This window comes from Cellulosimicrobium marinum (genome assembly GCF_020551945.1).
GTDB lineage: Bacteria > Actinomycetota > Actinomycetes > Actinomycetales > Cellulomonadaceae > Cellulosimicrobium > Cellulosimicrobium marinum.
Map to the genome: position 1 here is coordinate 122,168 of NZ_JAJBZH010000003.1, position 24,584 is coordinate 146,751.

Annotated in this window: 21 protein-coding genes and 1 pseudogene; 11 read left to right on the top strand and 11 right to left on the bottom strand. The window is 75.1% G+C overall.

Going from position 1 to position 24,584, the window contains the following annotated elements; all coding sequences use genetic code 11:
* Positions 1-110 precede the first annotated feature (110 nt).
* A complete protein-coding gene (locus tag LGQ04_RS07795; protein WP_229243138.1) occupies positions 111-1,346 on the bottom strand; it encodes a multidrug effflux MFS transporter in 1,236 nt (411 codons plus the stop codon).
* A gap of 95 nt (positions 1,347-1,441) precedes the next feature.
* On the opposite strand from LGQ04_RS07795, the gene LGQ04_RS07800 reads away from it, so the two are divergent.
* The gene (locus tag LGQ04_RS07800) at positions 1,442-2,206 is read left to right on the top strand and encodes an SOS response-associated peptidase (RefSeq protein ID WP_229243139.1); all 765 of its coding nucleotides are present in this window, start codon (positions 1,442-1,444) and stop codon (positions 2,204-2,206) included.
* A gap of 67 nt (positions 2,207-2,273) precedes the next feature.
* Here the strand turns inward: LGQ04_RS07800 and LGQ04_RS07805 are convergent, their stop codons facing one another.
* Both LGQ04_RS07805 and LGQ04_RS07810 read right to left on the bottom strand, forming a co-directional pair.
* Positions 2,274-3,344 carry an adenylate/guanylate cyclase domain-containing protein gene (locus LGQ04_RS07805; RefSeq protein WP_308016378.1) on the bottom strand — a complete coding sequence of 357 codons (1,071 nt, stop codon included), beginning with the start codon at positions 3,342-3,344 and terminating at the stop codon, positions 2,274-2,276.
* 9 nt (positions 3,345-3,353) lie between these two features.
* Positions 3,354-4,205 carry a biotin--[acetyl-CoA-carboxylase] ligase gene (locus LGQ04_RS07810; RefSeq protein ID WP_229243140.1) on the bottom strand — a complete coding sequence of 284 codons (852 nt, stop codon included), beginning with the start codon at positions 4,203-4,205 and terminating at the stop codon, positions 3,354-3,356.
* Positions 4,206-4,338: 133 nt separating this feature from the next.
* Here LGQ04_RS07810 and LGQ04_RS07815 point away from each other — a divergent pair, with 133 nt between their 5' ends.
* From LGQ04_RS07815 to LGQ04_RS07835, 5 genes are all read left to right on the top strand, one after another.
* Positions 4,339-5,973, top strand: coding sequence for an acyl-CoA carboxylase subunit beta (locus LGQ04_RS07815; protein ID WP_229243141.1), 1,635 nt, complete (start codon positions 4,339-4,341; stop codon positions 5,971-5,973).
* A gap of 52 nt (positions 5,974-6,025) precedes the next feature.
* Positions 6,026-6,568, top strand: a complete 543-nt coding sequence (locus LGQ04_RS07820) for a hypothetical protein (protein ID WP_229243142.1) — start codon at positions 6,026-6,028, stop codon at positions 6,566-6,568.
* Positions 6,565-6,813 (top strand): acyl-CoA carboxylase epsilon subunit, encoded by a 249-nt coding sequence (locus tag LGQ04_RS07825; protein ID WP_229243143.1) that lies wholly within the window; start codon positions 6,565-6,567, stop codon positions 6,811-6,813. The genes LGQ04_RS07820 and LGQ04_RS07825 overlap by 4 nt, the downstream gene beginning before the upstream one ends.
* Positions 6,789-7,439 (top strand): hypothetical protein, encoded by a 651-nt coding sequence (locus LGQ04_RS07830; RefSeq protein WP_229243144.1) that lies wholly within the window; start codon positions 6,789-6,791, stop codon positions 7,437-7,439. The genes LGQ04_RS07825 and LGQ04_RS07830 overlap by 25 nt, the downstream gene beginning before the upstream one ends.
* A gap of 87 nt (positions 7,440-7,526) precedes the next feature.
* Positions 7,527-8,660, top strand: a complete 1,134-nt coding sequence (locus tag LGQ04_RS07835; protein WP_229243146.1) for a glycosyltransferase family 2 protein — start codon at positions 7,527-7,529, stop codon at positions 8,658-8,660.
* Here the strand turns inward: LGQ04_RS07835 and LGQ04_RS07840 are convergent.
* The 4 genes and pseudogenes from LGQ04_RS07840 to LGQ04_RS07855 all read right to left on the bottom strand — a co-directional run.
* Positions 8,587-9,828 (bottom strand): DUF6716 putative glycosyltransferase, encoded by a 1,242-nt coding sequence (locus LGQ04_RS07840; RefSeq protein ID WP_229243147.1) that lies wholly within the window; start codon positions 9,826-9,828, stop codon positions 8,587-8,589. The genes LGQ04_RS07835 and LGQ04_RS07840 overlap by 74 nt on opposite strands.
* Positions 9,825-10,817 (bottom strand): hypothetical protein, encoded by a 993-nt coding sequence (locus LGQ04_RS07845; RefSeq protein WP_229243148.1) that lies wholly within the window; start codon positions 10,815-10,817, stop codon positions 9,825-9,827. The genes LGQ04_RS07840 and LGQ04_RS07845 overlap by 4 nt, the downstream gene beginning before the upstream one ends.
* Positions 10,814-11,755, bottom strand: coding sequence for an N-acetylneuraminate synthase family protein (locus LGQ04_RS07850; protein ID WP_229243509.1), 942 nt, complete (start codon positions 11,753-11,755; stop codon positions 10,814-10,816). Before LGQ04_RS07850 ends, LGQ04_RS07845 begins: the two co-directional genes overlap by 4 nt.
* A 156-nt stretch (positions 11,756-11,911) precedes the next feature.
* Positions 11,912-13,153, bottom strand: a pseudogene (locus LGQ04_RS07855) (cytidylyltransferase domain-containing protein); the annotation flags it as partial.
* Between the two features lie 91 nt (positions 13,154-13,244).
* Between LGQ04_RS07855 and LGQ04_RS07860 the strand changes: the two are divergent.
* The 4 genes from LGQ04_RS07860 to LGQ04_RS07875 all read left to right on the top strand — a co-directional run bounded on the left by LGQ04_RS07860 (position 13,245) and on the right by LGQ04_RS07875 (position 18,654).
* Positions 13,245-14,996 (top strand): DUF885 domain-containing protein, encoded by a 1,752-nt coding sequence (locus LGQ04_RS07860; protein ID WP_372470037.1) that lies wholly within the window; start codon positions 13,245-13,247, stop codon positions 14,994-14,996.
* Positions 14,997-15,017: 21 nt separating this feature from the next.
* Positions 15,018-15,938, top strand: coding sequence for an AEC family transporter (locus tag LGQ04_RS07865; protein WP_229243149.1), 921 nt, complete (start codon positions 15,018-15,020; stop codon positions 15,936-15,938).
* Positions 15,939-16,004: 66 nt separating this feature from the next.
* On the top strand, positions 16,005-16,679 hold the full coding sequence (locus LGQ04_RS07870; protein ID WP_229243150.1) for a Maf family protein: 675 nt from the start codon (positions 16,005-16,007) through the stop codon (positions 16,677-16,679).
* 169 nt (positions 16,680-16,848) lie between these two features.
* Positions 16,849-18,654, top strand: coding sequence for an acetyl/propionyl/methylcrotonyl-CoA carboxylase subunit alpha (locus LGQ04_RS07875; protein ID WP_229243151.1), 1,806 nt, complete (start codon positions 16,849-16,851; stop codon positions 18,652-18,654).
* 66 nt (positions 18,655-18,720) lie between these two features.
* Here the strand turns inward: LGQ04_RS07875 and LGQ04_RS07880 are convergent, their stop codons facing one another.
* Complete coding sequence (locus LGQ04_RS07880; RefSeq protein WP_308016379.1) at positions 18,721-20,076, bottom strand: MFS transporter; 1,356 nt, start codon at positions 20,074-20,076, stop codon at positions 18,721-18,723.
* Positions 20,077-20,159: 83 nt separating this feature from the next.
* Entirely contained in the window at positions 20,160-21,365 is a 1,206-nt protein-coding gene (locus LGQ04_RS07885; RefSeq protein ID WP_229243512.1) for an MFS transporter, read from the bottom strand.
* 142 nt (positions 21,366-21,507) lie between these two features.
* Here LGQ04_RS07885 and LGQ04_RS07890 point away from each other — a divergent pair, with 142 nt between their 5' ends.
* Positions 21,508-22,044: an NUDIX hydrolase gene (locus LGQ04_RS07890; RefSeq protein ID WP_229243513.1), complete on the top strand. Its 537-nt coding sequence runs from the start codon at positions 21,508-21,510 to the stop codon at positions 22,042-22,044.
* A 13-nt stretch (positions 22,045-22,057) separates the two neighbouring features.
* Here the strand turns inward: LGQ04_RS07890 and LGQ04_RS07895 are convergent, their stop codons facing one another.
* Together LGQ04_RS07895 and hydA are read right to left on the bottom strand one after the other, a co-directional pair.
* On the bottom strand, positions 22,058-23,137 hold the full coding sequence (locus LGQ04_RS07895) for a TIGR03842 family LLM class F420-dependent oxidoreductase (RefSeq protein ID WP_229243152.1): 1,080 nt from the start codon (positions 23,135-23,137) through the stop codon (positions 22,058-22,060).
* Between the two features lie 9 nt (positions 23,138-23,146).
* Entirely contained in the window at positions 23,147-24,583 is a 1,437-nt protein-coding gene (gene hydA, locus LGQ04_RS07900; RefSeq protein WP_229243154.1) for a dihydropyrimidinase, read from the bottom strand.
* Position 24,584 lies beyond the last annotated feature (1 nt).

The window sequence follows — 24,584 nt, forward strand, 5'->3', positions numbered from 1 at the left end:
AGGACGTGTGAAGGAGGCCCGACCTCCGGCGTCCTCCACGTCGCCGAGAGCACGATTCGCCCGCTGTGCCCCGTCTTGCCGTCGTGTCGCGGCTCGCCGGGCCGGTGGTGTCAGATGGGCGTGTGCCAGCCACCGCGCCGGAACGCGGGGGTGGCGAGGCCGAGCACGAGGAGGGACGCGACGACGGCGCCGAGCATGACGGTGGCCATGGCGACGGCGTCGCCGCCGAGCACCCCGACGAGGGGGCTGACGACGCCGGCGACGCCGGACTGGAAGGCGCCGATGACGGCGGCGGCGGTGCCGGCGATCTCGCCGTGGCGCGAGAGGGCGAGCGCGGACGCGTTGGCCGGGATGAGGCCTTGGAGCGACAGGGTGAGGAAGAGCGCCACGAGGAGCCCGACGAGCCCGCCCGCGCCGGTGACGGCCACGACGACGAGGCCGACGGCGAAGACGCCCTGGAGGACGAGTGCGGCGCGCAGCAGGCGGACGGGGGCGACGCGGCGCACGAGGGCGGCGTTGGCCTGCGCGGAGACGACGAGGCCGATGCCGTTGACGGCGAACAGGAGCGCGAACTGGCCGTGGCTGAGGCCGTAGCCCTCCTGCAGGACGAACGGCGAGCCGACGACGTAGCTCATGAGGACGGCCATGCCGAGGCCGGGCAGGACGGCGAGGGCGAGGAAGTGCCGGTCGCGAAGCAGGCTGGCGTACCCGCGCAGGACGGTCGTGGCGCCGCCGGTGCGGCGGCGTGCGGGCGGGTTGGTCTCGGGCATGAACCGCCACACGACGGCGCCGAGCAGGACGCCGAGCACGGCGAGCACCCAGAACACGGCGCGCCAGTCGGCCTGGGCGGCGACGAACGACCCGAGGGTGGGCGCGAGGAGCGGCGCGACGCCGATGACGAGCATGAGGCGCGAGAGGATGCGGGCGGCGTCGGACCCGGTGAACCGGTCGCGGATGGTGGCGATGGAGGCCACCTGGGACGCGGCGTTGCAGAACCCCTGGAGCACGCGCAGCACGATGAGTGCCCCGATGCTGGGCACGACCGCGCAGAGCACGGACGTGACGACGCCGAGCGCGAGACCGATGAGCAGGGGCGGGCGGCGGCCGAAGCGGTCCGAGAGCGGCCCGATGACGAGCTGGCCGACCGCTCCCCCGACGAGCATGCCGGAGAGCGTGAGCTGGGCGAGGGCCGGGTCGGCGTGCAGGTCCGTCGCGACGTCGGGCAGCGACGGCAGGTACATGTCGACGGTGAGCGCCGGCAGGGTGGCGAGCGCGCCGAGGAGGAGCACCCAGCGGACGGTGGACCTCGGTCGGGGCGCGGCGGTCTCGTCCGAGGGGGTGGGCATGACCCCCATCGTATCGATTCGACACCTCGACGGTCGCCCCGGGCGACGTGATCCGCCTCTCGTCGGGTGTGGGCGGCGTCGGGCACCCTGGAGGCATGTGCGGCCGCTACGCCTCCTTCACCGACGCCCAGGACCTCGCCGACGAGTTCGCCGTCGCGGAGATCGCCGACGACGCGTGGCTCCTCCCCCCGTCGTGGAACGTCGCCCCGACGGACCCCGTGCGCATCGTCGTCGAGCGCGCCGCGAAGGACACGGGCGAGGTACGCCGCTCGCTGCGGGTCGCGCGCTGGGGGCTCGTGCCGTCGTGGTCGAAGAGCCCCGCGGGTGGCGCGCGCATGATCAACGCGCGCGCGGAGACGATCCTCGACAAGCCGGCGTTCGCGAAGCCGTTCGGGGTCCGGCGCTGCCTCGTCCCGGCGGACGGGTACTACGAGTGGCGGCCCCTGCCCGACGGCGCGTCGCCGGCCGGGGACGCGGGCCCCGCCCGGCGCGGGCGCACCCCGAAGCAGCCCTACTACATCGAGCCGGGCAGCGGCCGCACCGCCGCGTTCGCCGGGCTCTACGAGTTCTGGCGCGACCGGACGAAGGCGGACGACGACCCCGACCGCTGGCTCGTGTCGACGACAGTCGTCACGACCGACGCCGCACCCTCCCTCGCCGAGATCCACGACCGGATGCCGCTCGTCCTGCCGCCCGAGGCGTGGGACGCGTGGCTGGACCCCGCCGTCGACGCGAAGGGCGCCGCGGACCTGCTCGCTCTCGGCGGCCCGCACGAGGACGTGCCGATGCACGCACGCAAGGTCCCGACCCTCGTCAACGCCGTGACGAACGACGGCCCCGGCCTCCTCGCCGAGGTCTGAGCCGCGCCCGTCCCCTCGCCCGTCCCCACGTCCCGCCCGGACGGGCAGCCGCGCCTCGACCGCACGGTCAGCCGCGATAGGCCCACTGGAGACGGACGGGCTCGATCGTGCCGAGCCCCTGGACCTCGCGCTCGGGCTGCGCGGTGAGCGCGAACCGGGGGTCGCGGGCGAGCACCCCCGCGGTCTCCCGGTCGACGAGCACCGTCGTCGGGTCGGCGATGTCGACAAGCCGTGCGGCGAGGTTCACGCTCGGGCCGAACACGTCGCCGAACCGGGACAGCACCCTGCCCCACACGAGGCTTACCCGCACCGGGGGCACGTCGATCGCCTCCGCGCGCCGGCCCGCCTCCGCGAGCCCGAGCGCCACCCGGGCGCCCGTCGCCGCGTCGTCCGCGACGTAGAGCACGGCGTCGCCGATGGTCTTGACGACCCGCCCACCGGCGGCGGTGATGATGTCGCGCGCGCTCGTCTCGAAGAGCTGGACGAACTCGGCGAGCTCGCCCGACCCGAGCCCGCGCGTGCGCTGGGTGAAGGCGACGATGTCCGCGAAGCCGACCGCGCGCGGCAGGGGCAGCTCGTGGTCGTCGACCGCGGCCGTGCGCGCCTGGGAGAACTCCACGGCGAACCGGCCCGCGACGGCCGCGAGCTGGCGGCGCCACGCGTGCAGGAGCTGCTGCTCCAGGACGGGGGCGAGGTCGGGCAGGCGGTCCAGGACGAGCAGGCGGGCGCTCGTGTCGTCGAGGTCGAACCGACGCGTCACGTGCTCGACGAGGGCCTCCACCTGCCACAGCACGAGCCGCTCGGTCGTGTGCCCGGTCGAGCGGATGAGCGTCGTCAGCGCGCGCTCGTCGAGCTCCTCCCCCTCCGCGAACGCGAACACCTCCGCGAGCGTCCGCGCGTCCTGCTCGGTGAAGGCGTGCTCGTCGGTGACAGGAAGGCCGAGGGCCTGCCAGTAGGCGCGCACGCGCTCCTCGTCGGCGCCGGCGCGGTGGGCGAGGCGTTCCAGGGTGAGGCTGGGCGGACCGCCGAGCAGCGCCTCGTCGAGGGCCGCCTCGGGTGCGGGGCCGGGGTCGTCGCCGGGGTGCTCACCCACCGGTCCGGCGTCGGTCCGGTCCAGGGCGTCGTTCTCCTCGGGCACCCCGTGATCCTACGTCCCCCCGCCGGGACGCAGGTGGTGCACGTCGCCGCTGTGCTGGACGCTCGTGGTGCCGTCGTCGTGCCGCACGACCAGCCCGCCGTCGGGGGCGATGCCGGTCGCGGTGCCGGTGAGGGCGTCGCCCGCGACGCGCTCGACCCGCACGCGGGTGCCGAGGGTGGCGCAGACGCGGTCCAGGTCGGCGGCGAGACCGGCGGCGTGCGCGTCCCCGTCGGCGTCCTGCCAGCGCACGAGGACGGCGTGGAAGGCCTCCTCGAGGGCGACGAGCAGCACCTCCCGGTCGGTCGTCGCGGCCCCGGCGAGCGCGAGGGAGGTGGCGGTGGGCACGGGCAGCTCGTCCGCGCTCTGGGAGACGTTGAGGCCGACGCCGACGACGACGCCGCCGTCGGGAAGGACCTCGGCGAGGATGCCGGCGACCTTGCGCGGGGCGCCGTCGGAGGGGTCGGGGACGAGCACGTCGTTGGGCCACTTGACGACGGCGTCGACGCCCGCCGTGGCGCGCAGGGCGTGCACGGTGGCCAGCCCGGCGAGGAGCGGCAGCCAGCTCAGCGCAGTGCGGGGGGCGTCGGGGCGCAGCAGCAGCGACCCGAGCAGCGCGGCGCGCGGCGGCGTCTCCCAGGTGCGGCCGAGGCGGCCGCGGCCCGCGGCCTGGTGCTCGGTGACGAGCAGCGCGGGAGCGGGCCACGCGTCGGGGTCGGCCGCCGCGGCGCGGGCGAGCTCGGCGTTGGTGGAGCCCGACTCCTCGACGACCTCGAGGCGGGCGAGCGGCCCGGCGGGCTGCACGAGCAGGTCGCGCAGGAAGCCCGGGCGCAGCGCGGGTCGGCCGGTCTCGTCGTTCGCCATCGGGCCATCCTCCCCCACGTGCCGGGGCGCGCAGCGGAGGGCCGCGGGTTGTGGACACCCACCAACGCGGGCCCGGGCGGTGCTGGTGCCCGCCGCATCGAGGTGGAGGCACCCACCAACTAGTCTCGACCGTGTGACCGAAGCCTCCACTGCCGCGACCCCCGCCCCGACCGCCGCCGACGGCACGACCCGCCTCACGGGGACGGCCGCGAAGCTCGCGGACCTCGACCGCCGTCGCGCCGAGGCGACGACCGCGCCCGAGGAGGCTGCGCGCACCAAGCAGCACGCGCGCGGCAAGAAGACGGCCCGCGAGCGCATCGAGCTCCTCCTCGACGAGGGGAGCTTCGTCGAGCTCGACGCGTTCGCGAAGCACCGCTCGCACAACTTCGGGCTGGAGAAGAAGCGGCTCGCGGGCGACGGTGTCGTCGTCGGACACGGCACGATCGACGGCCGCCAGGTGTGCGTGTACAGCCAGGACTTCACGGCGTTCGGCGGGAGCCTCGGCGAGGTGCACGGCCAGAAGATCACGAAGGTGCAGGACCTCGCGCTGCGTACGGGGGTGCCGCTGATCGGCATCTCGGACGGCGGCGGGGCGCGCATCCAGGAGGGCGTCGCGGCGCTGACGCAGTTCGCGGAGATCTTCCGGCGCAACGTCGCGGCGTCGGGCGTGGTCCCGCAGATCTCGCTCATCCTCGGGCCGAGCGCGGGCGGGGCGGTGTACTCCCCCGCGCTGACGGACTTCATCGTCATGGCGGACCAGACGTCGAACATGTTCATCACCGGCCCGGACGTGATCCGCGCGGTGACCGGCGAGGACGTCGGGTTCGAGGAGCTGGGCGGCGCGCTCACGCACAACGAGCGCTCCGGCGTCGCGCACTACATGGGCACCGACGAGGACGACGCGATCGACTACGTGCGCCACCTCGTGTCCTACCTGCCGCAGAACAACCTGTCGGACGCGCCGTCGTTCCCGCCCGAGGACACCGTGCTCGACGTGACGGACGCCGATGCCGAGCTCGACGCGCTGGTCCCCGACTCGGACTCCCAGCCGTACGACATGCGGACCGTGATCGAGCACGTGCTCGACGAGGGCGCGTTCCTCGAGGTGCAGCCGCTGTTCGCGAAGAACGTCGTGGTCGGGTTCGGGCACGTCGAGGGGCAGTCGGTGGGCGTCGTGGCGAACCAGCCGCTGTCGATGGCCGGGACGCTCGACATCGACGCCGCGGAGAAGGCGGCCCGGTTCGTGCGCACGTGCGACGCGTTCAACATCCCGGTGCTCACGCTCGTCGACGTGCCGGGCTTCCTCCCGGGCGTCGACCAGGAGCACCAGGGCATCATCCGGCGCGGCGCCAAGCTCATTTACGCGTACGCGGAGGCCACGGTCCCGCTCGTCACCGTCATCACGCGCAAGGCGTACGGGGGCGCGTACATCGTCATGGGCTCCAAGCAGCTCGGCGCGGACGTCAACCTCGCGTGGCCGACGGCGCAGGTCGCCGTCATGGGTGCCGGCGGCGCGGTGAACATCCTGCAGCGCGCCACGCTCAAGCGGGTCTCGGACGCGGGCGAGGACGTGGAGGCGGAGCGCGCCCGGCTCGTCGCCGAGTACGAGGACGCGATCGTCAACCCGTGGGACGCGGCCGAGCGCGGCTACGTCGACGCGGTGATCCGCCCGTCCGAGACGCGCGTGCAGGTGGTCCGGGCGCTGCGCGCGCTGCGCACCAAGCGCGCGAGCCTGCCCCCGAAGAAGCACGGCAACATCCCGCTGTGAACGCACCGACCGCCGCGACCCGCGCTCGCACGACCACCGGGAGGGAGACCCGATGAGCCACGAGGACACCACCCACGGACCGACCCCGCTCGGCGCGGTCGACCCCGCCCCCATGCACGCCGCCGTCGACGCCCTGGCCGCGGCGCTGCACGAGTACGTCGAGGCGGCCGTGGGCGTGCGGGCCGAGTTCGGGGCCCACGAGGCGGACGAGGACCCGCGCATCCTCGCGCTGGAGGACCGCGTGGGGGCCCTCAACGCGGGCCTCTTCGACGCGCTGCACACGTCGCTCGGGATGCACCCCGACCTCACGTCGTCGGTGTGGGAGCCCGGGCCGGACGCGGGAGAGGCCACGGACCGCGGGGAGGAGGTCGACCAGGCCGCCGAGGAGTTCTACCTGGGGTTCGTCGTCGCACCGCCCGCCGGGACGACGGACGTCGGCCTGGACGACGTCGTCGGGCTCCTCGACGACGCGGGCTCGCAGGTCGTGGCCCGCCTCGTCGACTCCGGCTTCGACGTGGTGGAGTGGACCGCGTCCCGGGGCGACGCGTTCGACGACGAGGACGAGGACGACGACGAGGACGGTGGGCACCGATGACGGAGCCGGCGAGCGTGCGGGTGGTGCGCGGCGTGCCCGACGACGTCGAGGTCGCGGCGCTCGTCGCCGGCCTCGCCGCGGCGGCCGCTGCGCAGGGCCTGCCCGACGACGTCGCACCGGTCGAGGAGTGGAACAACCGCGTCCGGGGGCTGCGCGGGACCGGTGCGGGAGCGACCGCGAAGAGCTTCGGGGGCCGCGCAGGACGGCACAACGCCGACGCGTGGCGCTGGAGCCTGCGCTCGTGAGCGGCGGCCCGCGCGTCCGGCGCCTGCCCGTCCGCACGGTGCTCGTCGAGCTGCCCGGCGCGCCGGACGCCGTCGAGACCGACCCGACCGCGCTGCCCGCACCGCCGCGCCGTGCCGCGTGGCGGCGCTGGGGCTGGGCCGTCGCGTTCGTCCCGACGCTCGCCGCGATCGTCTACCAGCGCACCGCGCCCGGGCAGGGCTGGCCGGTGCCGTCGTGGGTCGTCGCCGCGACGACGGTCGGGCTCCTCGCGACCGCGCTGCTCGCGCTCGTGCGCTACCAGGACGACCGTGCCGCCGCGGCGGACACGCGGGGGCAGCGCGCGCTGCTCGACGCACCGGCCCGTGCCACGGGGACGTTCACGCCCACCGGCTCCGCGTCGCCCACCGACCAGGACGACGCCGCGCGCTCGCCGCTCTCCGGTCTCGTCACCCTGACCACCGCGGCGGGAGAGACGCTCGCGCGGCCGCTGCGCGTCGTCGTCCCGGACGGGGCCGCCGGCCCGCGCGCCGGCGACCCGCTCGCGGTGTGGCACGCCGCCACCGACCCCGACGCGACGGGCGTGCTGCTCGTGCGGTACGACCGGGGCTGGGCGGACGACCTGCTCTCCCGCGTCGCGCGCGACTGACGTCGCCACACGGGCGTCGTCGTCCGTTCACCCGTCGTTCCGCGGCTCCTGGCCCGTTCGTCGCCCACGCTGCGTAGCCTCCGGCGCATGAACGGTGTCCGTGCCGACCCGGGCGGCGTGGGCCCCGCCGACACCTCCGCCGTCGTCCGCGCGCCCACGACCCGCACGGACGCCCCCCGGCCGCTCCCCCGCCCTCGTGCGACCCCGCGCGAGACCCTGCGGGGGGTGAGCGTCGTCGCCGTGGTGCGCGACGAGGAGGCGTTCCTCGACGCGATGGTGCGCTCCGCCCTGCTGCAGGACTGGGAGGGCCGGCTCGAGGTGGTCCTCGCCGTCGGGCCCTCGCACGACGGCACCGCGGAGCTGGCCCACGCCTGGTCGCTGCGGGACCCCCGCGTCGTCGTCGTCGACAACCCCACGGGCGGCCGGTCGGACGGCCTCAACCGTGCCCTGGCGGCCGCGGACCCCCGCAACGACGTCGTCGTGCGCGTCGACGGCCACGCCGTCCTGCCCGTGACGTACGTGCGGCGGGCCGTGCGGACCCTGGAACGGACCGGCGCGGTGAACGTGGGCGGCATGATGATGCCCGTCGGCCTCACCCCCACGCAGCGGGCCACGGCCCGTGCCATGAGCCACCCCGCCGGGATCGGTGCGGCCGCGTTCCACACGGGCGGGCAGGAGGGCGCGGTCGCGACCGTGTACCTCGGTGTGTTCCGTCGCGACGCCCTGGTCGCCGCGGGAGGCTACGACGAGAGCGTCGTGCGGGGCGAGGACTGGGAGCTGAACAAGCGCCTGCGCGAGCGCGGCGGGGTCGTCTGGTTCGACCCCGAGCTCCAGGTCGTCTACTACCCGCGCTCGACGTTCCGCGCGCTCGCCAAGCAGTTCTGGCGCACCGGGATGTGGCGACGCGAGCTCGTGCGCCGCGACCACCGCAGCGCCGGCGTGCGCTACCTCGCCCCCCCTGCGCTCGTGCTCGGTCTCGCGCTGTCCGTCGTGGTCGGCGTGCTCGGTGCCGTGCTCGACGCGGGCTGGGTGCGCCTCGCGCTGCTCGTCCCGTCGTTCTACGCGGCGGCCGTGCTCGTCGCCTCGCTGCACGCGGGCGCCCGGGAGAGCGCGGCGACGCGGTGGCGGCTGCCCGCGGTCCTCGTCGTCATGCACCTGTGCTGGGGGGCGGGCTTCCTCCGGGGCGTCGACCGCCGTGCCCGCGCGGACCACCGGGCCTGACGACGACGAGCGGGACAGCGCAGCGCAACCAGGACCGCACGTAGCGACGCCAGGACCGCGGCCGCACGGGACGCGGGTCGAGCCGTCCGGTGCGCACCGCCCGGGCGAGCCCGGCGACGACGTGCCCGAGCTCGCCCGGGTCGTCGTGCCCGTAGTTCCGCGCCCACCACACCGGGTCGGGAAGGCCGAGGTCGCCACGGACCACGGCGTCCAGCGGTCGCAGGAGCCCGCTGCCCGCGAACACGCCCGTGAGCATCGAGTCGTCGACGCCGAAGTCCTCCACCACCGCGACCGGCACCCCCGCGGCGACGGCCTCGAGCGCCGCGGTCGAGCTCACCGTGACCAGTCCCGCGCCCGGCCCGAGCCAGTCACCGAGCGGGCCCGCGACGAAGCGGACCTCGTCCGACCAGCCGCGCGCCGCCCGCTCCGCCTCCCACAGCGCCGGGTACGGGTGCTCCTCGGCGTGCGTCTGCCGCTCGCCCCCGACCGCGCGCAGCTTGACGACGACGTCGCGGTCCCGCCCGGCCCGGGCGAGAGCGTCGAGCACGCAGAGCCGGTCAGCACGCGTCGCGGGCACCTTGGCCTGCGCCGCGAACACGACACGCTCCACCGGGGGCGCTGCCCCCGGTTCCGGTGCCGGTGCCGCGGCGGGGCCGGGGCCGACCGGCACGAACGGCAGGCGTTCGAGCGCGAGGACGGGGTGGAGGCCCTGGGTCGCGAAGGCCGCCTCGTACGCCTCGCGCTCCGTGTGGGAGTGGACCACGAACGCGTCGCTCGCGGCGCGGTAGCGGACGCCGAGCGACGTCGCGGGCAGCGCCATCCCCGGCAGGCCCGTCACGACGGCGGGCCGGGGACGCAGGCCCGCGACCGCACGCACCACCAGCTCGACGACGGGGCCGGTCGCCGCGACGAGGACGACGTCGGGCGCTGCACGGCGCAGGTGGGCCCGCAGGCGGGCCACGTGCACCGACGCGACGTCGTCCGGGCGGAACGGCGTCCCCGCGAGCGCCGCCCCGACCTGTGCGGGGGACGGCTGGATGGGGTTGCGCAGGAGCACGATCCCGGCGGCGACGTCGTCCAGGGACGCGAGCGTGGCGGCGGCCCACTTGAGGTAGGAGTCGGAGTCGGCGACCGCCACCAGCCGCACGAAGCCGGTGCGCGACGTCACCGGCCACCGCCCGTGGCCGCGGACTCCAGGTGGTGGCGCAGGGCTGCGTCGGCGCGGCGTGTCCACCAGTGGGGCGCGACCCGGGAGATCTCGACGCGCGCGCCCGTCCCTGCGAGCACGAGGCGCAGCGACCGGTACGCGGTGGAGGGCAGGCACACCACGGTCTGGCCGGGTCCGAGGGACCGCAGCCGGAGCTCGACGGGCGGGCCGGCGGGGGCGACGCGCACGCCGCGCAGGGCCGCGACGCGTGCGAGCACCCCCGGGTCGTGGCGCCGGTGGGGGACGTAGCAGGTGCCGCCCGCCCGGGCGGCGGGCGCGGCGGCCGACGCCACCCACGCGACGTACGCGTCCGGGTCGAGCAGGCCGTCGGCGACGAGCGCGGAGCCGACGACGACGACGGGCTCGGGCACGCGCGGGGCGGGAGGCAGCGTGGCGAGGCGGTCGAAGCGGTGCGTCACGACGTCGACCCCGGCGTCGGCCAGCGCCGCCCGGTCCGCGGGGTCGAGGTCGAGGGCCGTGCACAGGACGGCGCCGCCGGCGCGTGCGGCGGCGCGGACCTGGTGCACGGCGCGAGCGCCGAGCGCGCGGCGGGCGGCGCCGACCCGGTGCCCGACCCGGACGAGGGTGCTGCCTGCGGTCCCGAGGCGACGCACGGCCTCGACCGTCGCGAGACCGTCGTCGACGAGGACGACGCGGCGCGGCCCGGCGAGCGCGAGGACGGCCTGGGCCCGGCCGGAGAACGCGTCCCCGACGACGAGGGTGCGGCCCGCGCGGGGCAGGTCGCCCGACGACGCGCGGCCCGTCCCGACGAGACGCGTCCCCGGGGGCAGGGGGTCGGCGCGGACCGCGTCCACCGCCTCGCGCAGGCCGGGGACGGCGGCCCGCCACCGGATCTCGACGGGTGCGGGGACGAGCCCGGCGTGGACGGCCTCGAGCACCCCGAGGAGCTGGAGCGGGGACTCGACGAGGGCGGTGGACCCGCGGGTCACCGGGCGTCGGTGCCGGCGGCCGCCGCGAGGGAGTCGACCCGGCGCAGGCGCGCCCTGGGCTTCAGCTCGCCCTCGAAGACGCGCTTGGTGCCGTCGCCCATGGCCTGCTCGAGGATGCGGATGTCGCGCACGAGGTGCTCCAGGCCGGTGGGCTCGAGGGACGACGCCTGGTCGGAGCCCCACATGGTGCGGTCGAGCGTGATGTGGCGCTCGACGGCGACGGCGCCGAGCGCCACCGCGGCGAGGGAGATCTGCAGTCCGCGCTCGTGGCCCGAGTAGCCGACGGGGACCCCGTAGCGCTCGCGGAGCGTCGCGATGGTGCGCAGGTTCGCCTCCTCGGGGGGCAGCGGATAGGTCGACGTCGCGTGCAGCATGACGAGCCGGTCCGTCCCCAGGACCGAGACCGCGGCGTCGATCTCCTCGAGCGTCGACATGCCGGTCGACAGGATGATCGGCTTGCCCGTGTCGGCGAGCGCCCGCAGGAGCTCGTGGTCGGTGACGGACGCGGAGGCGACCTTGTGGGTCGGGACGTCGAGGTCCTCGAGGAACGCGACGGAGGGGACGTCCCACGGGGAGGCGAACCACTGCAGCCCGCGGTCGGCGGCGTGGGCCGCGACCTTCTCGTACTGCTCGCGGTCGAACTCCACGCGGTAGCGGTACTCGAGGTAGGACATCTCGCCCCAGGGCGTCTCACGGCGCACGTCGCGCATGTCGGCGGGGGTCGAGATCTCGGGGGTGCGCTTCTGGAACTTCACGGCCTGCACGCCGGCGGCGGCCGCCACGTCGATGAGGCGGTTGGCGATCTCGACGTCGCCGTTGTGGTTGAGGCCGATCTCGCCGATGACGTACACCGGCTGGCCGTCACCGACGAGGCGGTCGCCGATCGCCACGGGTGCGGCGGCGGTCTCGGCGGTGCGCGGGGTGGTCGTGGTGCTCATCGGTCGGGGCCTTTCGTCGGGTCGGGGGGTGGTCTGCGTGAGGGTGCGCGCCGAGACGTCGAACGGGTCGAGGTGCTGGGCGAACGCCGGGTCGGGGACGGGGTCGGGCAGGCGGCGGCCGAGGACGGCGTCGCACAGCTCGCGCACGGCACCGTCCCCGCCGTGGCGGGTCAGCACGAGGCGGGCGGCCGCGGCGACGTCGGGGTGCGCGTCGGCGACGGCCACCGGCCAGCCGACGAGACGCAGCGCGGGCAGGTCGTTCACGTCGTTGCCGACGTACGCGACGCGTGCGGGGTCGAGCCCGTGCTCGTCGAGCCACGCCGTGAGCGCGGTCGCCTTGTCGTCGACCCCCTGGAGGACGTGGACGCGCAGCTTCTCGGCGCGCGCTGTGACGACGGGGTTGCGCTCGGTCGACAGGACGAGGAACGGCAGGCCCGCGTCGCGGACGGCGGCGATCCCGAGGCCGTCGCCGCGGTGCACGCGCACGTGCTCGTTCCCGGCGGCGTCGACCCAGGCGTGGTCGTCGGTGTGGACGCCGTCGAAGTCGGTCACGAGCGCGTCGAGGTCGGCGAGGAGCGGGTAGGTGTCGGCGGCCCCGGTGCGCGCGAGGGTCGCGAGCTGGCGGGCCCACCACAGGTCGTGCTGGTCGTCGATCTCCACCGCGGTGACGGGGTCGACGGCGTGCAGGCCGACGTCGCCGAAGAAGCGTCGCCCGGACTCGCGGAGGCCGGCGGTGCGCATGGCGTAGAACGACCCCGTCTCGCGGTAGTGCGGGGCGCGGTCCTGGCGGCGCTGGCGCTCGAGCACGCTGTGCCCGACCGCGCGCACCGCGTCGTCGTCGGCGCGCCACTGGAAGTCGTGGGTCGGGGCGACGGCGACCACGACGTCGCGGTCGCCCGACGCGACGCGGGCGACGGCCGCGTCGAGGTCGTGGGGGTCGAGGAACGGCGACGTGCACTGCACGAGGACGGTGACGGGCGGGTCGTGCCGCAGCCCGAGGGCGTCGAGCGCGTGCAGCACCGCGGACTCGGACGACGCGAGGTCACCGGACAGGTCTGCGGGCCGCAGCACGACGCGCGCGCCGTGCCGGCGCGCCTCGTCGGCGATCTCCGCGTCGTCGGTGCTGACGACGACCTGGTCGACGGTGGTCGCGGCCAGCGACGCGCGCACCGCCCGGGCGACGAGCGTGTCCCCGCCGACGAGCTGGAGGTTCTTGCGCGGCACGCCCCGGGAGCCGCCGCGCGCCGGGACGACGACGAGGGCGGGTGGGCGGGACGCTGCGTCGTTGCCGTGGGCCGGGTCGGCGTCCGGAGGGAGGGCTGAGCTGTCGTGCATGCGGCGAACGTAGGAGCGTGAGGTGTCCGGGAGGCGACGCCGACACGGGGCCCGGGCGAACATCGGGGGCGCGGGGGTGAACGCGTCGTGAACCGTCCCGCGGTCGGCGTCGTCGGCCGCGGGTACGCTCGGGCGGGTGAGCCACGACACCCCGGTGCCCGACGACGCCCCTGCCCGCCCCGACCTCGCCGGCCCGTCGGGGGCGACCCGGACGCCGACGGCGGTGGACCGCGTCGCCGAGGCCTACACGGCCCGTCTCGCGGAGCTCGACCCGTTCGCCGCGACGGCGATGGGCCTGTCGGGGTACGACCACCTCGTCACGGACCTCTCTCCCGAGGGTCACGAGGCGCGCGCGGAGGCCGACCGCGCGGTGCTGCGCGAGCTCGACGGCCTCGCGCCGGTCGACGACGTGGACCGGGTGACGCTGGCGGCGATGCGCGAGCGGGTGGGGCTGCAGGTCGAGCTGTACGAGGCGGGCGAGCCGCTCGCCGCGCTGAACAACATCGCGTCGCCGGTGCAGGAGCTGCGGGACGTGTTCGACCTCATGCCGACGGGCACGGTCGAGGCGTGGGAGAACGTCGCGGCGCGCCTGAACGGGCTGCCGTCGGCGGTCGACGGGTACACGGCGTCGCTCGCCGAGGCGGCGCGGCGCGGGAACGTGGCCGCGGTCCGGCAGGTGCGGCTCGGCGTCGAGCAGGCGCGCGAGCTCGCGGGCGACGGGTCGTTCTTCACGTCGTTCGTGTCCGGCCCGGAGCCCGCGGCGGTGCTCGACGACTCCGCGGCGTGCTCGCTCGTGCGGGCCGAGCTCGAGCGCGGGGCGAGCGCGGCGCGGGAGGCGTACGGCCGCCTCGCGGACTTCCTGGAGACCGAGCTCGCGCCGCGGGCGCGTGCCGAGGACGCGGTGGGGCGTGAGCGGTACGGGCTGTTCTCGCGCACGTTCCTCGGCGCGGAGGTGGACCTCGACGAGACGTACGCGTGGGGACTGGACGAGCTCGCGCGCGTCGTCGCCGAGCAGGAGGAGGTCGCGCGCCGCATCGCGGGACCGGGGGCGAGCGTGCAGGACGCGGTCGCGGCGCTCGACGCCGACCCGGCCCGCACGCTGCACGGCACCGACGCGCTGCGCGCCTGGATGCAGGAGACGTCGGACGCCGCCGTCGCGGCCCTGAACGGGACGCACTTCGACGTCCCGGCGCCCGTGCTCGACCTGGAGTGCCGGATCGCCCCGACCCAGACGGGCGGGATCTACTACACGCCGCCGAGCGACGACTTCTCGCGCCCGGGCCGCATGTGGTGGTCGGTGCCGGCCGACGTCACGGAGTTCACCACGTGGCGCGAGAAGACGACCGTCTACCACGAGGGCGTGCCGGGCCACCACCTGCAGTGCGGCCAGGCGGTGTTCGCGCGCGACACGCTCAACACGTGGCGCCGGCTCGCCTGCTGGGTGTCCGGGCACGGCGAGGGTTGGGCCCTGTACGCCGAGCGGCTCATGGCGGACCTCGGGTTCCTCGAGGACGACGGCGACCGGTTCGGCATGCTCGACGCGCAGCGCATGCGCGCGGCTCGCGTGGTGCTCGACATCGGCGTGCACCTCGGCCTGCCCGCGCCCCAGGAGTGGCGCGGAGGTTCTGCCGATCCTCGGTGGGACGCGGAGAAGGCCTGGACGTTCCTGTCGGCGAACGTCAACATGCCCGAGTCGTTCGTGCGGTTCGAGCTCGACCGCTATCTCGGCTGGCCCGGGCAGGCGCCGTCGTACAAGGTCGGGCAGCGGCTGTGGGAGGCCACGCGCGACACGGCGCGCGACGCCGCGCGGGCGCGCGGGGAGGACTTCGACGTCAAGGCCTTCCACGCGCGCGCGCTGAACCTCGGGTCGGTCGGCCTGGACGTGCTGCGCGGCGCGCTCGCCTGACGGCGCCGGGAGCGACCGACCGTGGGTGACGTCCTCGTCGGCTTCGCGGTCATCGGCGTCGTCGTCGCCGCGGGCTACGTCAGCGCGCGGCTCGGCGTCGGCGGGCCCGGTGCGCGCACGGCGCTCAACCAGGTCGGGTTCTTCGTCGCGAGCCCGGCCCTGCTCTTCACCGTCCTCGCGCGCGCGGACGTCGCGGCGCTCGTGCAGGCGCCGCTCGCGGTGGCGGCGATCGGCGCGGTCGTCGCGGCGGGCGTGTTCGTCCTCGTCGACCGGTCGTGGCTGCGCATGCCCGCGCCGGAGGCGACGGTCGGCGCCGTCGGGTCCGGCTACGTCAACGCGAACAACATCGGCCTGCCCGTCGCCGTGTACGTGCTCGGCGACGCGACGGCCGTGGTGCCCGTCATCCTCCTGCAGCTGCTCGTCCTCGCGCCGGTCGCCCTGCTCGTGCTGGACGCGACGACGACCGGTCGGCTGTCGTGGCGGTTCGTCCTCGCCCAGCCGGTCCGCAACCCGATCATCCTCGGGTCGGCCGCGGGCGCCGTCTGCTCCCTGGCGGGCTGGACCCCGCCCACGGCCGTCATGGCACCGCTCGACATCCTCGGCGGCGCGGCGATCCCCATGATCCTCCTCGCGTTCGGCATGTCGCTGCACGGCACCCGGCCGCTGCGACGCGGCGAGGCGCGGGCGGCGGTGGTCGTCGCGAGCGCGGTCAAGCTGCTGGTCATGCCCGTCACCGTCTTCGTCGTCGCCCGGTACGCGTTCGGGTTCGACGACGCGGCGGTCGCCTCGGCGGTGACGCTCGCCGCGCTCCCCTCCGCACAGAACGTGTACAACTACGCGGCGCGCTTCGGACGGGGCGAGATCCTCGCGCGCGACACGATCCTCGTGACGACGCTCGCCTCGCCCGTGGTGCTGCTCGTCGCGGCGCTGCTCCTCGCGTGACCCGCGACGGCCGTCCCGGGTCGGGCCGGGCCGGTCCGGGGCGGGTCGGCCGGGTAGTCTGCGCGGGTGCTCCGACTCGTGCTCGCCTCCCGCTCCCCCGCCCGCCTCGCGACGCTGCGCGCCGCGGGGGTCGACCCGGCCGTCCGGGTCTCGGACGTCGACGAGGACGCCGTCCTGCGCGACGCCGCGCAGCGCTACGGCGACCTCGACCCCGTGGACGCCGTGCTCGTCCTGGCCCGGGCCAAGGCGGAGGAGGTCACGCGCGTCCTCGAGGCGGAGCAGGACGACACCGAGCCGGGCGACACCGAGCCCGGTGACACCGACCTCCTCGTGGGGTGCGACTCGATGCTCGAGCTGGACGGCGAGGTCCTCGGCAAGCCGCGCGACGCGGACGACGCCCGAGCGCGGTGGCGCGCCATGCGCGGACGGGCGGGTGTGCTGCACACCGGGCACTGGCTCGTGGACCTGCGTCACCCGGACGACGGCGGGACCGGCGCGACGTTCGGCGCGACGGCCTCGACGACGGTCCACTTCGCGGACCTGACGGACGCCGAGATCGACGCGTACGTGGCGACCGGCGAGCCGCTGCACGTCGCGGGGGCGTTCACGGTGGACGGCCTCGGCGGCCCGTACGTCGAGCGGATCGAGGGCGACCACCACAACGTCGTGGGGATCAGCCTGCCCCTGCTGCGCGGGCTCCTGGACGAGGTCGGCGTCGCCTGGCACGAGCTGCGCTCCTGAGCGAACTTGTGGGTGCCTGACAACGCGGCGTCGACCGAGAGCGTCCCAGCCCTCCCGCTATGGAGGTTTCCTCCAACCACCCTCGACACCCCTTGGCTTGTTCGACAGTCTTGCCCGCTACCGTGCGTCGGAGCGTGATCGGCGGTCCGGGCACGCGTTACGGTGAGCCGTGCCCGCGAACCCTCCCCGTCCTCTGAGCAAGGTCCTGATCGCGAACCGCGGTGAGATCGCCGTCCGGATCGCCCGTGCCTGCGCCGACGCCGGCATCGCGTCCGTCGCGGTCTACGCCGACCCGGACCGGCAGGCGCTGCACGTGCGCGTCGCCGACGAGGCGTACGCGCTCGGCGGCGCCCGCGCCGCCGAGACCTACCTCGACGTCGACAAGCTGCTCGACGTCGCGCGCCGCGCGGGCGCGGACTCCGTGCACCCCGGGTACGGCTTCCTCGCAGAGAACGCGGCGTTCGCGCAGGCGGTCATCGACGCGGGCCTCGTCTGGATCGGCCCGCCCCCCGCGGCGATCGACGCGCTCGGCGACAAGGTGAGCGCGCGCCACATCGCGCAGCGCGCCGGCGCGCCGCTCGTCCCCGGCACGCCCGACCCGGTCGCCGACGCGGGCGAGGTGCACGCCTTCGCGGCGGAGCACGGCCTGCCCGTCGCGATCAAGGCGGCGTTCGGCGGCGGTGGGCGCGGCCTCAAGGTCGCGCGCTCGGCCGACGAGATCGACGACCTCTTCGAGTCCGCCGTCCGCGAGGCGACGGCCGCGTTCGGCCGCGGCGAGTGCTTCGTCGAGCGCTACCTCGACACGCCGCGCCACGTCGAGACGCAGTGCCTCGCGGACTCCCACGGCACCGTCGTGGTCGTCTCGACCCGCGACTGCTCGCTCCAGCGCCGCCACCAGAAGCTCGTCGAGGAGGCACCGGCGCCCTACCTCACGGCGGAGCAGGAGGCCGAGCTGTACAAGGCGTCCGAGGCGATCCTGCGCGAGGCGGGCTACGTCGGCGCAGGCACGTGCGAGTTCCTCGTGGGCGCCGACGGCACGATCTCGTTCCTCGAGGTGAACACGCGCTTGCAGGTCGAGCACCCCGTGTCCGAGGAGGTCACCGGCATCGACCTGGTGCGCGAGCAGCTGCGCATCGCCGCGGGCGAGCCGCTCGGCTACAGCAGCGTGGCGACCCGAGGGCACTCCATCGAGTTCCGCATCAACGGCGAGGACCCGGCGGCGAACTTCCTGCCCGCGCCCGGCCGCATCTCGACGCTGCGCTTCCCGTCCGGTCCGGGCGTGCGCGTCGACTCCGGCGTCGTCGAGGGCGACACGATCTCCGGCGCGTTCGACTCCATGATCGCCAAGGTCATCGTCACGGGCGCGACCCGCCGGCAGGCCGTCGAGCGGTCGCGCCGCGCGCTGCGCGAGCTCGAGATCGAGGGCATCCCCACCGTGGTGCCGTTCCACCGCGCCGTGCTCGACGCCGAGGCGTTCGTCCCCGCCGACGACGCTCCCTTCAGCGTGCACACCCGATGGATCGAGACCGAGTTCACCGACACCCTCGCCGCCCTCGCTCCCGCCGCGGCACCCGGGACGGGCGACGACGACGAGGACGAGGCGCCCGCGACGGAGCGCGTCGTGGTCGAGGTCGGGGGCAAGCGGCTGGAGGTCGTCCTGCCCGCGGGCCTCGGCATGGCCGCCGGTCGTGCCCGCACCGCCAACGCCGCCCGCCGCCCGGCACGTCGTGCCGCCGCACGCGCGAACGGCGGCGCGTCCGGGACGACGCTCGCGTCCCCCATGCAGGGCACGATCGTCAAGGTCGCCGTCGAGGACGGGACGCAGGTCGCCGAGGGGGATCTCGTCGTCGTGCTGGAGGCCATGAAGATGGAGCAGCCGCTCCTGGCGCACCGTGCCGGCACCGTGCGCTCGCTCGCGGCGGACGCCGGGGCGAGCGTCAGCGCCGGGACCGCGATCTGCGAGATCGTCGACTGACCGTCATCCCGTGGGTGCGGGCGATACGTCGTCCGCCACCGCTGTCGGGCGACCGATCCCCCGCACTCAACGGGTCGGGGGCGGCTCGGCGGCCGAACGCATCGCCCGCCGACCCGACGGCAGCACGGTCGCGACGCCGATGACGACGAACATCAGCACGCCCGAGACCACGAGCAGGGACCCGACGCTGTAGCGGTCCGCGAGCGGTCCGAGCACCACCATGCCCAGCGGCATGGACACGGCCATGACGATGCCGACGAACCCGAACACGCGACCCTGGCGCTCCGGCTCGACGGTCTCCTGGAGGATCGTCATCGACGTCGTGGAGAACGGCGGGACGAACAGCCCCAGCAGGAACATGAAGGTGAAGAACACCCACATGTTCGTCGACAGGCCCATGGCGACCGACAGCACGCCGAAGACGAAGGTCGCGCCGACCATCATGGCGATGCGGTTCTTCAGCCCGCCCCACGTGGCGAGCAGCACGCCGCCGAGCAGCATGCCGACGGAGAACGCGATCTCGTTGACCGTGAGCTTCCAGACCTCCTCCCCGAACGTCCGCGCGACCATGAGCGGCGTGAGGTACGACGGCGCGACGATGAGCAGGAAGATCGCCGCGTACAGGCTGAGCACCCACCGCACGAACGCGTGGGACCCGAGGTACCGGAAGCCCTCGACGAGGTCGTCGAGGTAGCCGGGCCGGTCCGCGGACGCACGGGCGTGCGCGAGCGTCGGCACGGGGACGAGCAGCAGCAGCCCGATCCCCACGACCGCCGTGACGACGTCGACGAAGAACACAGTGACGATCGACGAGCTCGCGTAGATCGCGGCCGCGAGCGCCGGGGCGAGCAGCATCATGGCGGACTGGATGGACTGGTTGATGCCGTTGACGCGCAGGAGCTTGGTCGTCGGGACGATCTGCGGCAGCAGCGCGGCGACGGCGGGGGTCTGGATGCCGGCGCCCGTCGAGCGGATCGCGAGGGCGGCGTAGATGAGCCACAGGTCGTCGGCGCCCCCGAGCATGAGCAGGGCGAGGGCGAGGGTCGTGACGGCGATGGTGGCGTCGGCGGCGACGATGAGGACCTTGCGGTTGACGCGGTCGGCCCAGACGCCGCCGAAGATCGACACGACGGCTTGCGGGAGGAAGCCGAAGAGGGTGCTCAGGGCGAGGACGCTCCCGGACTTCGTCTCGATGGTCAGGTGCCACATCACGGCGTACTGGACGAGCATGGAGCCGAACAGCGAGACGGTCTGCCCGGTGAGGAAGATCGTGGTGTCGCGCCGCCAGCCGGGCCGGGCCGCGTCGTCGTCCGGGCCGGTCCCGGCCCCCAGGGGCTGCGGGGCGTCGGTGACGACGGCGGTCCCCGGGTCGTCGTCGGCGGGACCGGTCGACGCGTCGTTCTCGTACGGCGTATGACTCACGCGCACATCCTCGCCCGAGGCACCCACCCCGGTCCACGGGTTTCGCTCCCGGCGACCGCGGACGGCGCGGGAGGGGCGCCCGGTCAGTCGCTGGCGGGGTCGACGTCGCCCGCGTGGGCGACGTTCGTGAGCCGGCGCCAGACGAGGGCGAGGGTCAGGCCCGCGCCGACGAACGCGAACCAGAACGGCGCGGTGAGCCCCCACACCTCCGCGAGGACGCCGCCGAGGAGCTGTCCGACGGCGATGCCGCCGAACACGCACACCATGTACGCGGCGGAGACGCGGCCCTGGAGCTCGGTGGGCACGGCGCGCTGGCGCACGGTGCTCGACACGGTCCCCCAGACGAAGGCGTAGAGCCCGAAGACGCCCATGACGACGATCGCGACCCAGCCGGTCGTGGTGAGCGCGAGGACGCCGTGCATGAGCACCTCGAGCGTGAGGCACACGCGCATGAGCGTCGCGAGGCTGACGTGCCGCTCGAGCCGGCCGTAGATCCCGATGGCGACCACGCCGCCGACGGCGGAGGCGGTGGTGAGCAGCCCGAACCCGACCTCGTCCATGCCGAGGTGATCGATCGCGTACTTCACCATGATCGCGCCGGGGGCCGCCCAGGTGACGTTGAACGCGAGGATGACGAGCGCGAGGGTGCGCACGGGCGCGTTGCCGAGGATCCAGCGCACGCCCTCGGCGATGTCCTGCCGCACGTGCGTGCCGCCGTCGCGCACGGGGCCGGGCGTGGTGGCGATGCGCGCGACGAGCAGGACGGCGAGGACGATGCTCACCGCCTGCACGACGAACGGCCAGGCCATGCCCGCCGCGAAGAGGAACGCGCCGACGGGCGGGCCGACGAGCTGGTTGCCGACGAGGAACCCGGCCTGCAGGCGCGCGTTGCCGGTCCCGAGGTCGCGACGGTCGACGAGCATGGGCAGGAGGGTGCTCGTGGTGGTGTCGACGAACACCTCCGCGACGCCGAGGCAGAACAGCGCGACGAGCACGACCGTGATGCTCACGTGGCCCGTGACGACGAACGCGCACAGGACCGCGACGACGCCGGCCCGGACGAGGTTCGCGCCCACGACGAGGAGACGCCGGTCGACCCGGTCGGCGATCGCTCCTGCCCAGAGGCCGAGGAGCAGCCACGGCAGGCGCTGCACGAGCGCGGCGAGGGCGACGAGGAAGGCGGAGTCGGTCTGCGACTGGACGAGCAGCGGGCCCGCGGCGAGCGCGATGCCGTCGCCGATGTTGCTCGTCCACGACGAGCCGACGAGCCAGCGGAAGCTCGTCCCCATGCGTCGGGGCACGACGGCCTCGACGACCCTGCCCGCACCACGCGCCTCGCTCACAAGGGCGAGATCTTACGTGCCCCGGGCGACGACCGGCCGCGCCGCGGTCGGGAGGTGGCGTCCGGCCTGGCAGCATGGCCCCGTGACGATCCCGACGACCCCTCGCGACCCGGGCGAGCCGCCGCCGCGGCCGCCCCGCCACCTGCAGCCCGGTGACGGGTGGGTGGAGTGCGCGTGCGGGCGCCGGCACTGGGGCCTGTTCGGCGCGGCGGGGCTCCTCCTCGCCCGGCGCGACGCGCGCGGCCGCGCGTCCGCCGTCGTGCTGCAGCACCGGGCCCCGTGGTCCGACCAGGGCGGGACGTGGGGCGTGCCGGGGGGCGCCGTCGGGCCGGACGAGACGCCGGTCGAGGGGGCGCTGCGCGAGGCGCAGGAGGAGGCGGGCGTCGACCCTGCGGCGGTGCGCGTGCTCGCCGAGCGGGTGCTCGACCACGGGCCGTGGCGGTACACGACGGTCGTCGCGGAGCTCGCCGACGGTGCCACGCTCGATCCCCGCGCGACGGACGCCGAGAGCGTCGAGGTCCGGTGGGTGCCCGTCGACGACGTCGCGGACCTTCCCCTGCTGCCCGCGTTCGCCGACGCGTGGCCGGGCCTGCGCGCCCTGCTCGACGGCGCCCCGGGCGCCTGATCAGCGCGCCTGGTCAGAGCGGCTCCTCGCGCGCCCGCGCGAGGTGGCGGACGGCGGGTCCGACGGTCTCGCCGTAGGCGCGCAGCGTGCGGTCTTTCGCGTCGTGCTGGAGGTAGACGGCGAACTGGTCGACCCCGAGCGCGGCGAGCTCGCGCAGGCGCTCGACGTGCCGCTCGGGCGGGCCGACGAGGCAGAACCGGTCGACGATCTCGTCCGTGACGAACGCGGTGTGCGTGTTCCCGGCCCGCCCGTGCTCGTTGTAGTCGTACCCCGCGCGCCCCGCGACGAACGCGGTGAGCGCGTCGGGGATGTGCACCCCGGCGCTCTCCTCGGTGCCGCCGGGTCCGTAGCGCGCGACGATCTCCGCGACGTGGTTGCCGACCATCCCGCCGAACCAGCGGCACTGGTCGTAGGCGTGCGCGAGCGTGCGGCGTCCCGACTCGCCGTCCGACGGCGCGTCGTCGGTCACGTAGGCGGGCGCGGCGACGCAGATGCGCACCGCGTCGGGGTCGCGCCCGGCGCGCTCGGCGGCGGCCCGCACGGCGGCGACCGACCAGGCGACGACGTCGGGGTCGGCGAGCTGGAGGATGAACCCGTCGCCCACCTCGCCCGTCAGCGCGAGCGCCCTCGGCCCGTAGGCCGCGACCCACACGGGCAGGCGCGAGTCCGGGTTCCAGGGCAGGCGCAGGGTCGAGCCGCGGTACTCGACCGCCTCGCCGGACGCGAGCCCCCGGATGACGCCGATCGCCTCGCGCAGCTCGGCGAGCGACACCGGCCTGCCGTTGATGACGCGCACCGCCGAGTCGCCGCGCCCGATCCCGCAGATCGTGCGGTTGCCGAACATCTCGTTGAGCGTCGCGAAGAGCGACGCGGTGACGGTGACGTCGCGCGTCGCGGGGTTGGTCACCATCGGCCCGACGGTGACGCGGTGCGTGGCGGACAGGATCTGGGAGTACACGACGAACGGCTCCTCCCACAGCAGGTGGGAGTCGAACGTCCACACGTGGCTGAACCCGTACGTCTCCGCCTGCCGCGCGAGGTCGACGACCCGCCACGCGGGCGGGTCGTTCTGCAGCACCACCCCGAGGTCCACGCGGCCCCCTCAGCGCAGGTACGCCGAGTGGCCGCGGCGCAGGTACCGCCCGTGCCCCGGACTGCCGTGGTAGGCGCCGTCCTCGACGAGCACACGGCCGCGCGACATGACGAGGTCGACGTGCCCCGCGACCTCGAACCCCTCCCACGCCGAGTGGTCCATGTTCATGTGGTGGGTCGCGTCGACCCCGATGGTCGTGCGCCCGGCGGGGTCGTAGACGACGACGTCGGCGTCCGCGCCCGGGGCGAGCACGCCCTTGCGGCCGTCGAGCCCGAACATGCGGGCCGGCGTCGTGCAGCACAGCTCGACCCAGCGCTCGCGGGTGATCCTCCCGTCGACCACGCCCTGGTACAGCAGGTCGAGGCGGTGCTCGACGCCCCCGATCCCGTTGGGGATCTTCGAGAAGTCGCCACGCCCGAGCTCCTTCTGCTCCTTCATGCAGAACGGGCAGTGGTCGGTGCTCACGACCGACAGGTCGCCCGTGCGCAGCGACGTCCACAGCGCGTCCTGGTGGCCCTCGGCCCGCGAACGCAGCGGCGTCGAGCACACCCACTTGGCTCCCTCGAAGTCGCCCCACTCCTCGCTGCGCGCGCCGAGCTGCTCCTCGAGCGACAGGTACAGGTACTGCGGGCACGTCTCGCCGAACACCGTGTGCCCCTCGTCGCGCGCGGCGGCGAGCGTCGCGACGGCCTGCTTGGCGGACATGTGCACGACGTACAGCGGCGCGCCCGTGAGGCGCGCCAGCATGATCGCGCGGTGGGTCGCCTCCTCCTCCGTCTCCCACGGCCGGCTCGTGCCGTGGAAGAACGGCGCGGTGTCGCCGCGGTCGAGCGCCTCGCGCACGAGCACGTCGATCGCGATGCCGTTCTCGGCGTGCATCATGACCACCGAGCCGTTGTCGCGCGCCTTGCGCATCGCGCGCAGGATCTGGCCGTCGTCGCTGTAGAACACGCCCGGGTAGGCCATGAAGAGCTTGAAGCTCGTGATGCCCTCGGCGACGAGCTCGTCCATCGCCGTGAGGGCGTCGTCGTCGACGCCGCCGAGGATCTGGTGGAACCCGTAATCCACGGCACAGCTCGCGCTCGCCTTGTCATGCCACGCCGCGAGCCCGTCCTGGACGCGCTCCCCGGTGCGCTGGACGGCGAAGTCGACGATCGTCGTCGTGCCGCCCCACGCCGCCGCGCGCGTCCCCGTCTCGAACGTGTCGGAGGCGGCGGTGCCGCCGAACGGCAGCTCCATGTGGGTGTGGCAGTCGACGCCGCCCGGGACGACGTACTTCCCCGTCGCGTCGACGACGCGCTCGGCGTTCGCGGCGAGGTCGGCGCCGAGGCTCGTGTCGCCGGGTCGCAGCAGCGCGGCGACCTGCTCGCCGTCGACCAGCACGTCGGCGAGCGTCGAGCCGGTGGGCCCGACGACGGTCCCTCCCCGGATCAGCGTGTGCGGCATC

Bases quoted from the DNA above. Each gene is read 5' to 3' on its own strand.
- hydA (WP_229243154.1), bottom strand. From the start codon at position 24,583: ATGCCGCACACGCTGATCCGGGGAGGGACCGTCGTCGGGCCCACCGGC.
- LGQ04_RS07825 (WP_229243143.1), top strand. From the start codon at position 6,565: ATGACGGAGCCGGCGAGCGTGCGGGTGGTGCGCGGCGTGCCCGACGAC.
- LGQ04_RS07800 (WP_229243139.1), top strand. From the start codon at position 1,442: ATGTGCGGCCGCTACGCCTCCTTCACCGACGCCCAGGACCTCGCCGAC.
- LGQ04_RS07850 (WP_229243509.1), bottom strand. From the start codon at position 11,755: ATGAGCACCACGACCACCCCGCGCACCGCCGAGACCGCCGCCGCACCC.
- LGQ04_RS07820 (WP_229243142.1), top strand. From the start codon at position 6,026: ATGAGCCACGAGGACACCACCCACGGACCGACCCCGCTCGGCGCGGTC.
- LGQ04_RS07835 (WP_229243146.1), top strand. From the start codon at position 7,527: ATGAACGGTGTCCGTGCCGACCCGGGCGGCGTGGGCCCCGCCGACACC.
- LGQ04_RS07885 (WP_229243512.1), bottom strand. From the start codon at position 21,365: ATGGGGACGAGCTTCCGCTGGCTCGTCGGCTCGTCGTGGACGAGCAAC.
- LGQ04_RS07795 (WP_229243138.1), bottom strand. From the start codon at position 1,346: ATGCCCACCCCCTCGGACGAGACCGCCGCGCCCCGACCGAGGTCCACC.
- LGQ04_RS07810 (WP_229243140.1), bottom strand. From the start codon at position 4,205: ATGGCGAACGACGAGACCGGCCGACCCGCGCTGCGCCCGGGCTTCCTG.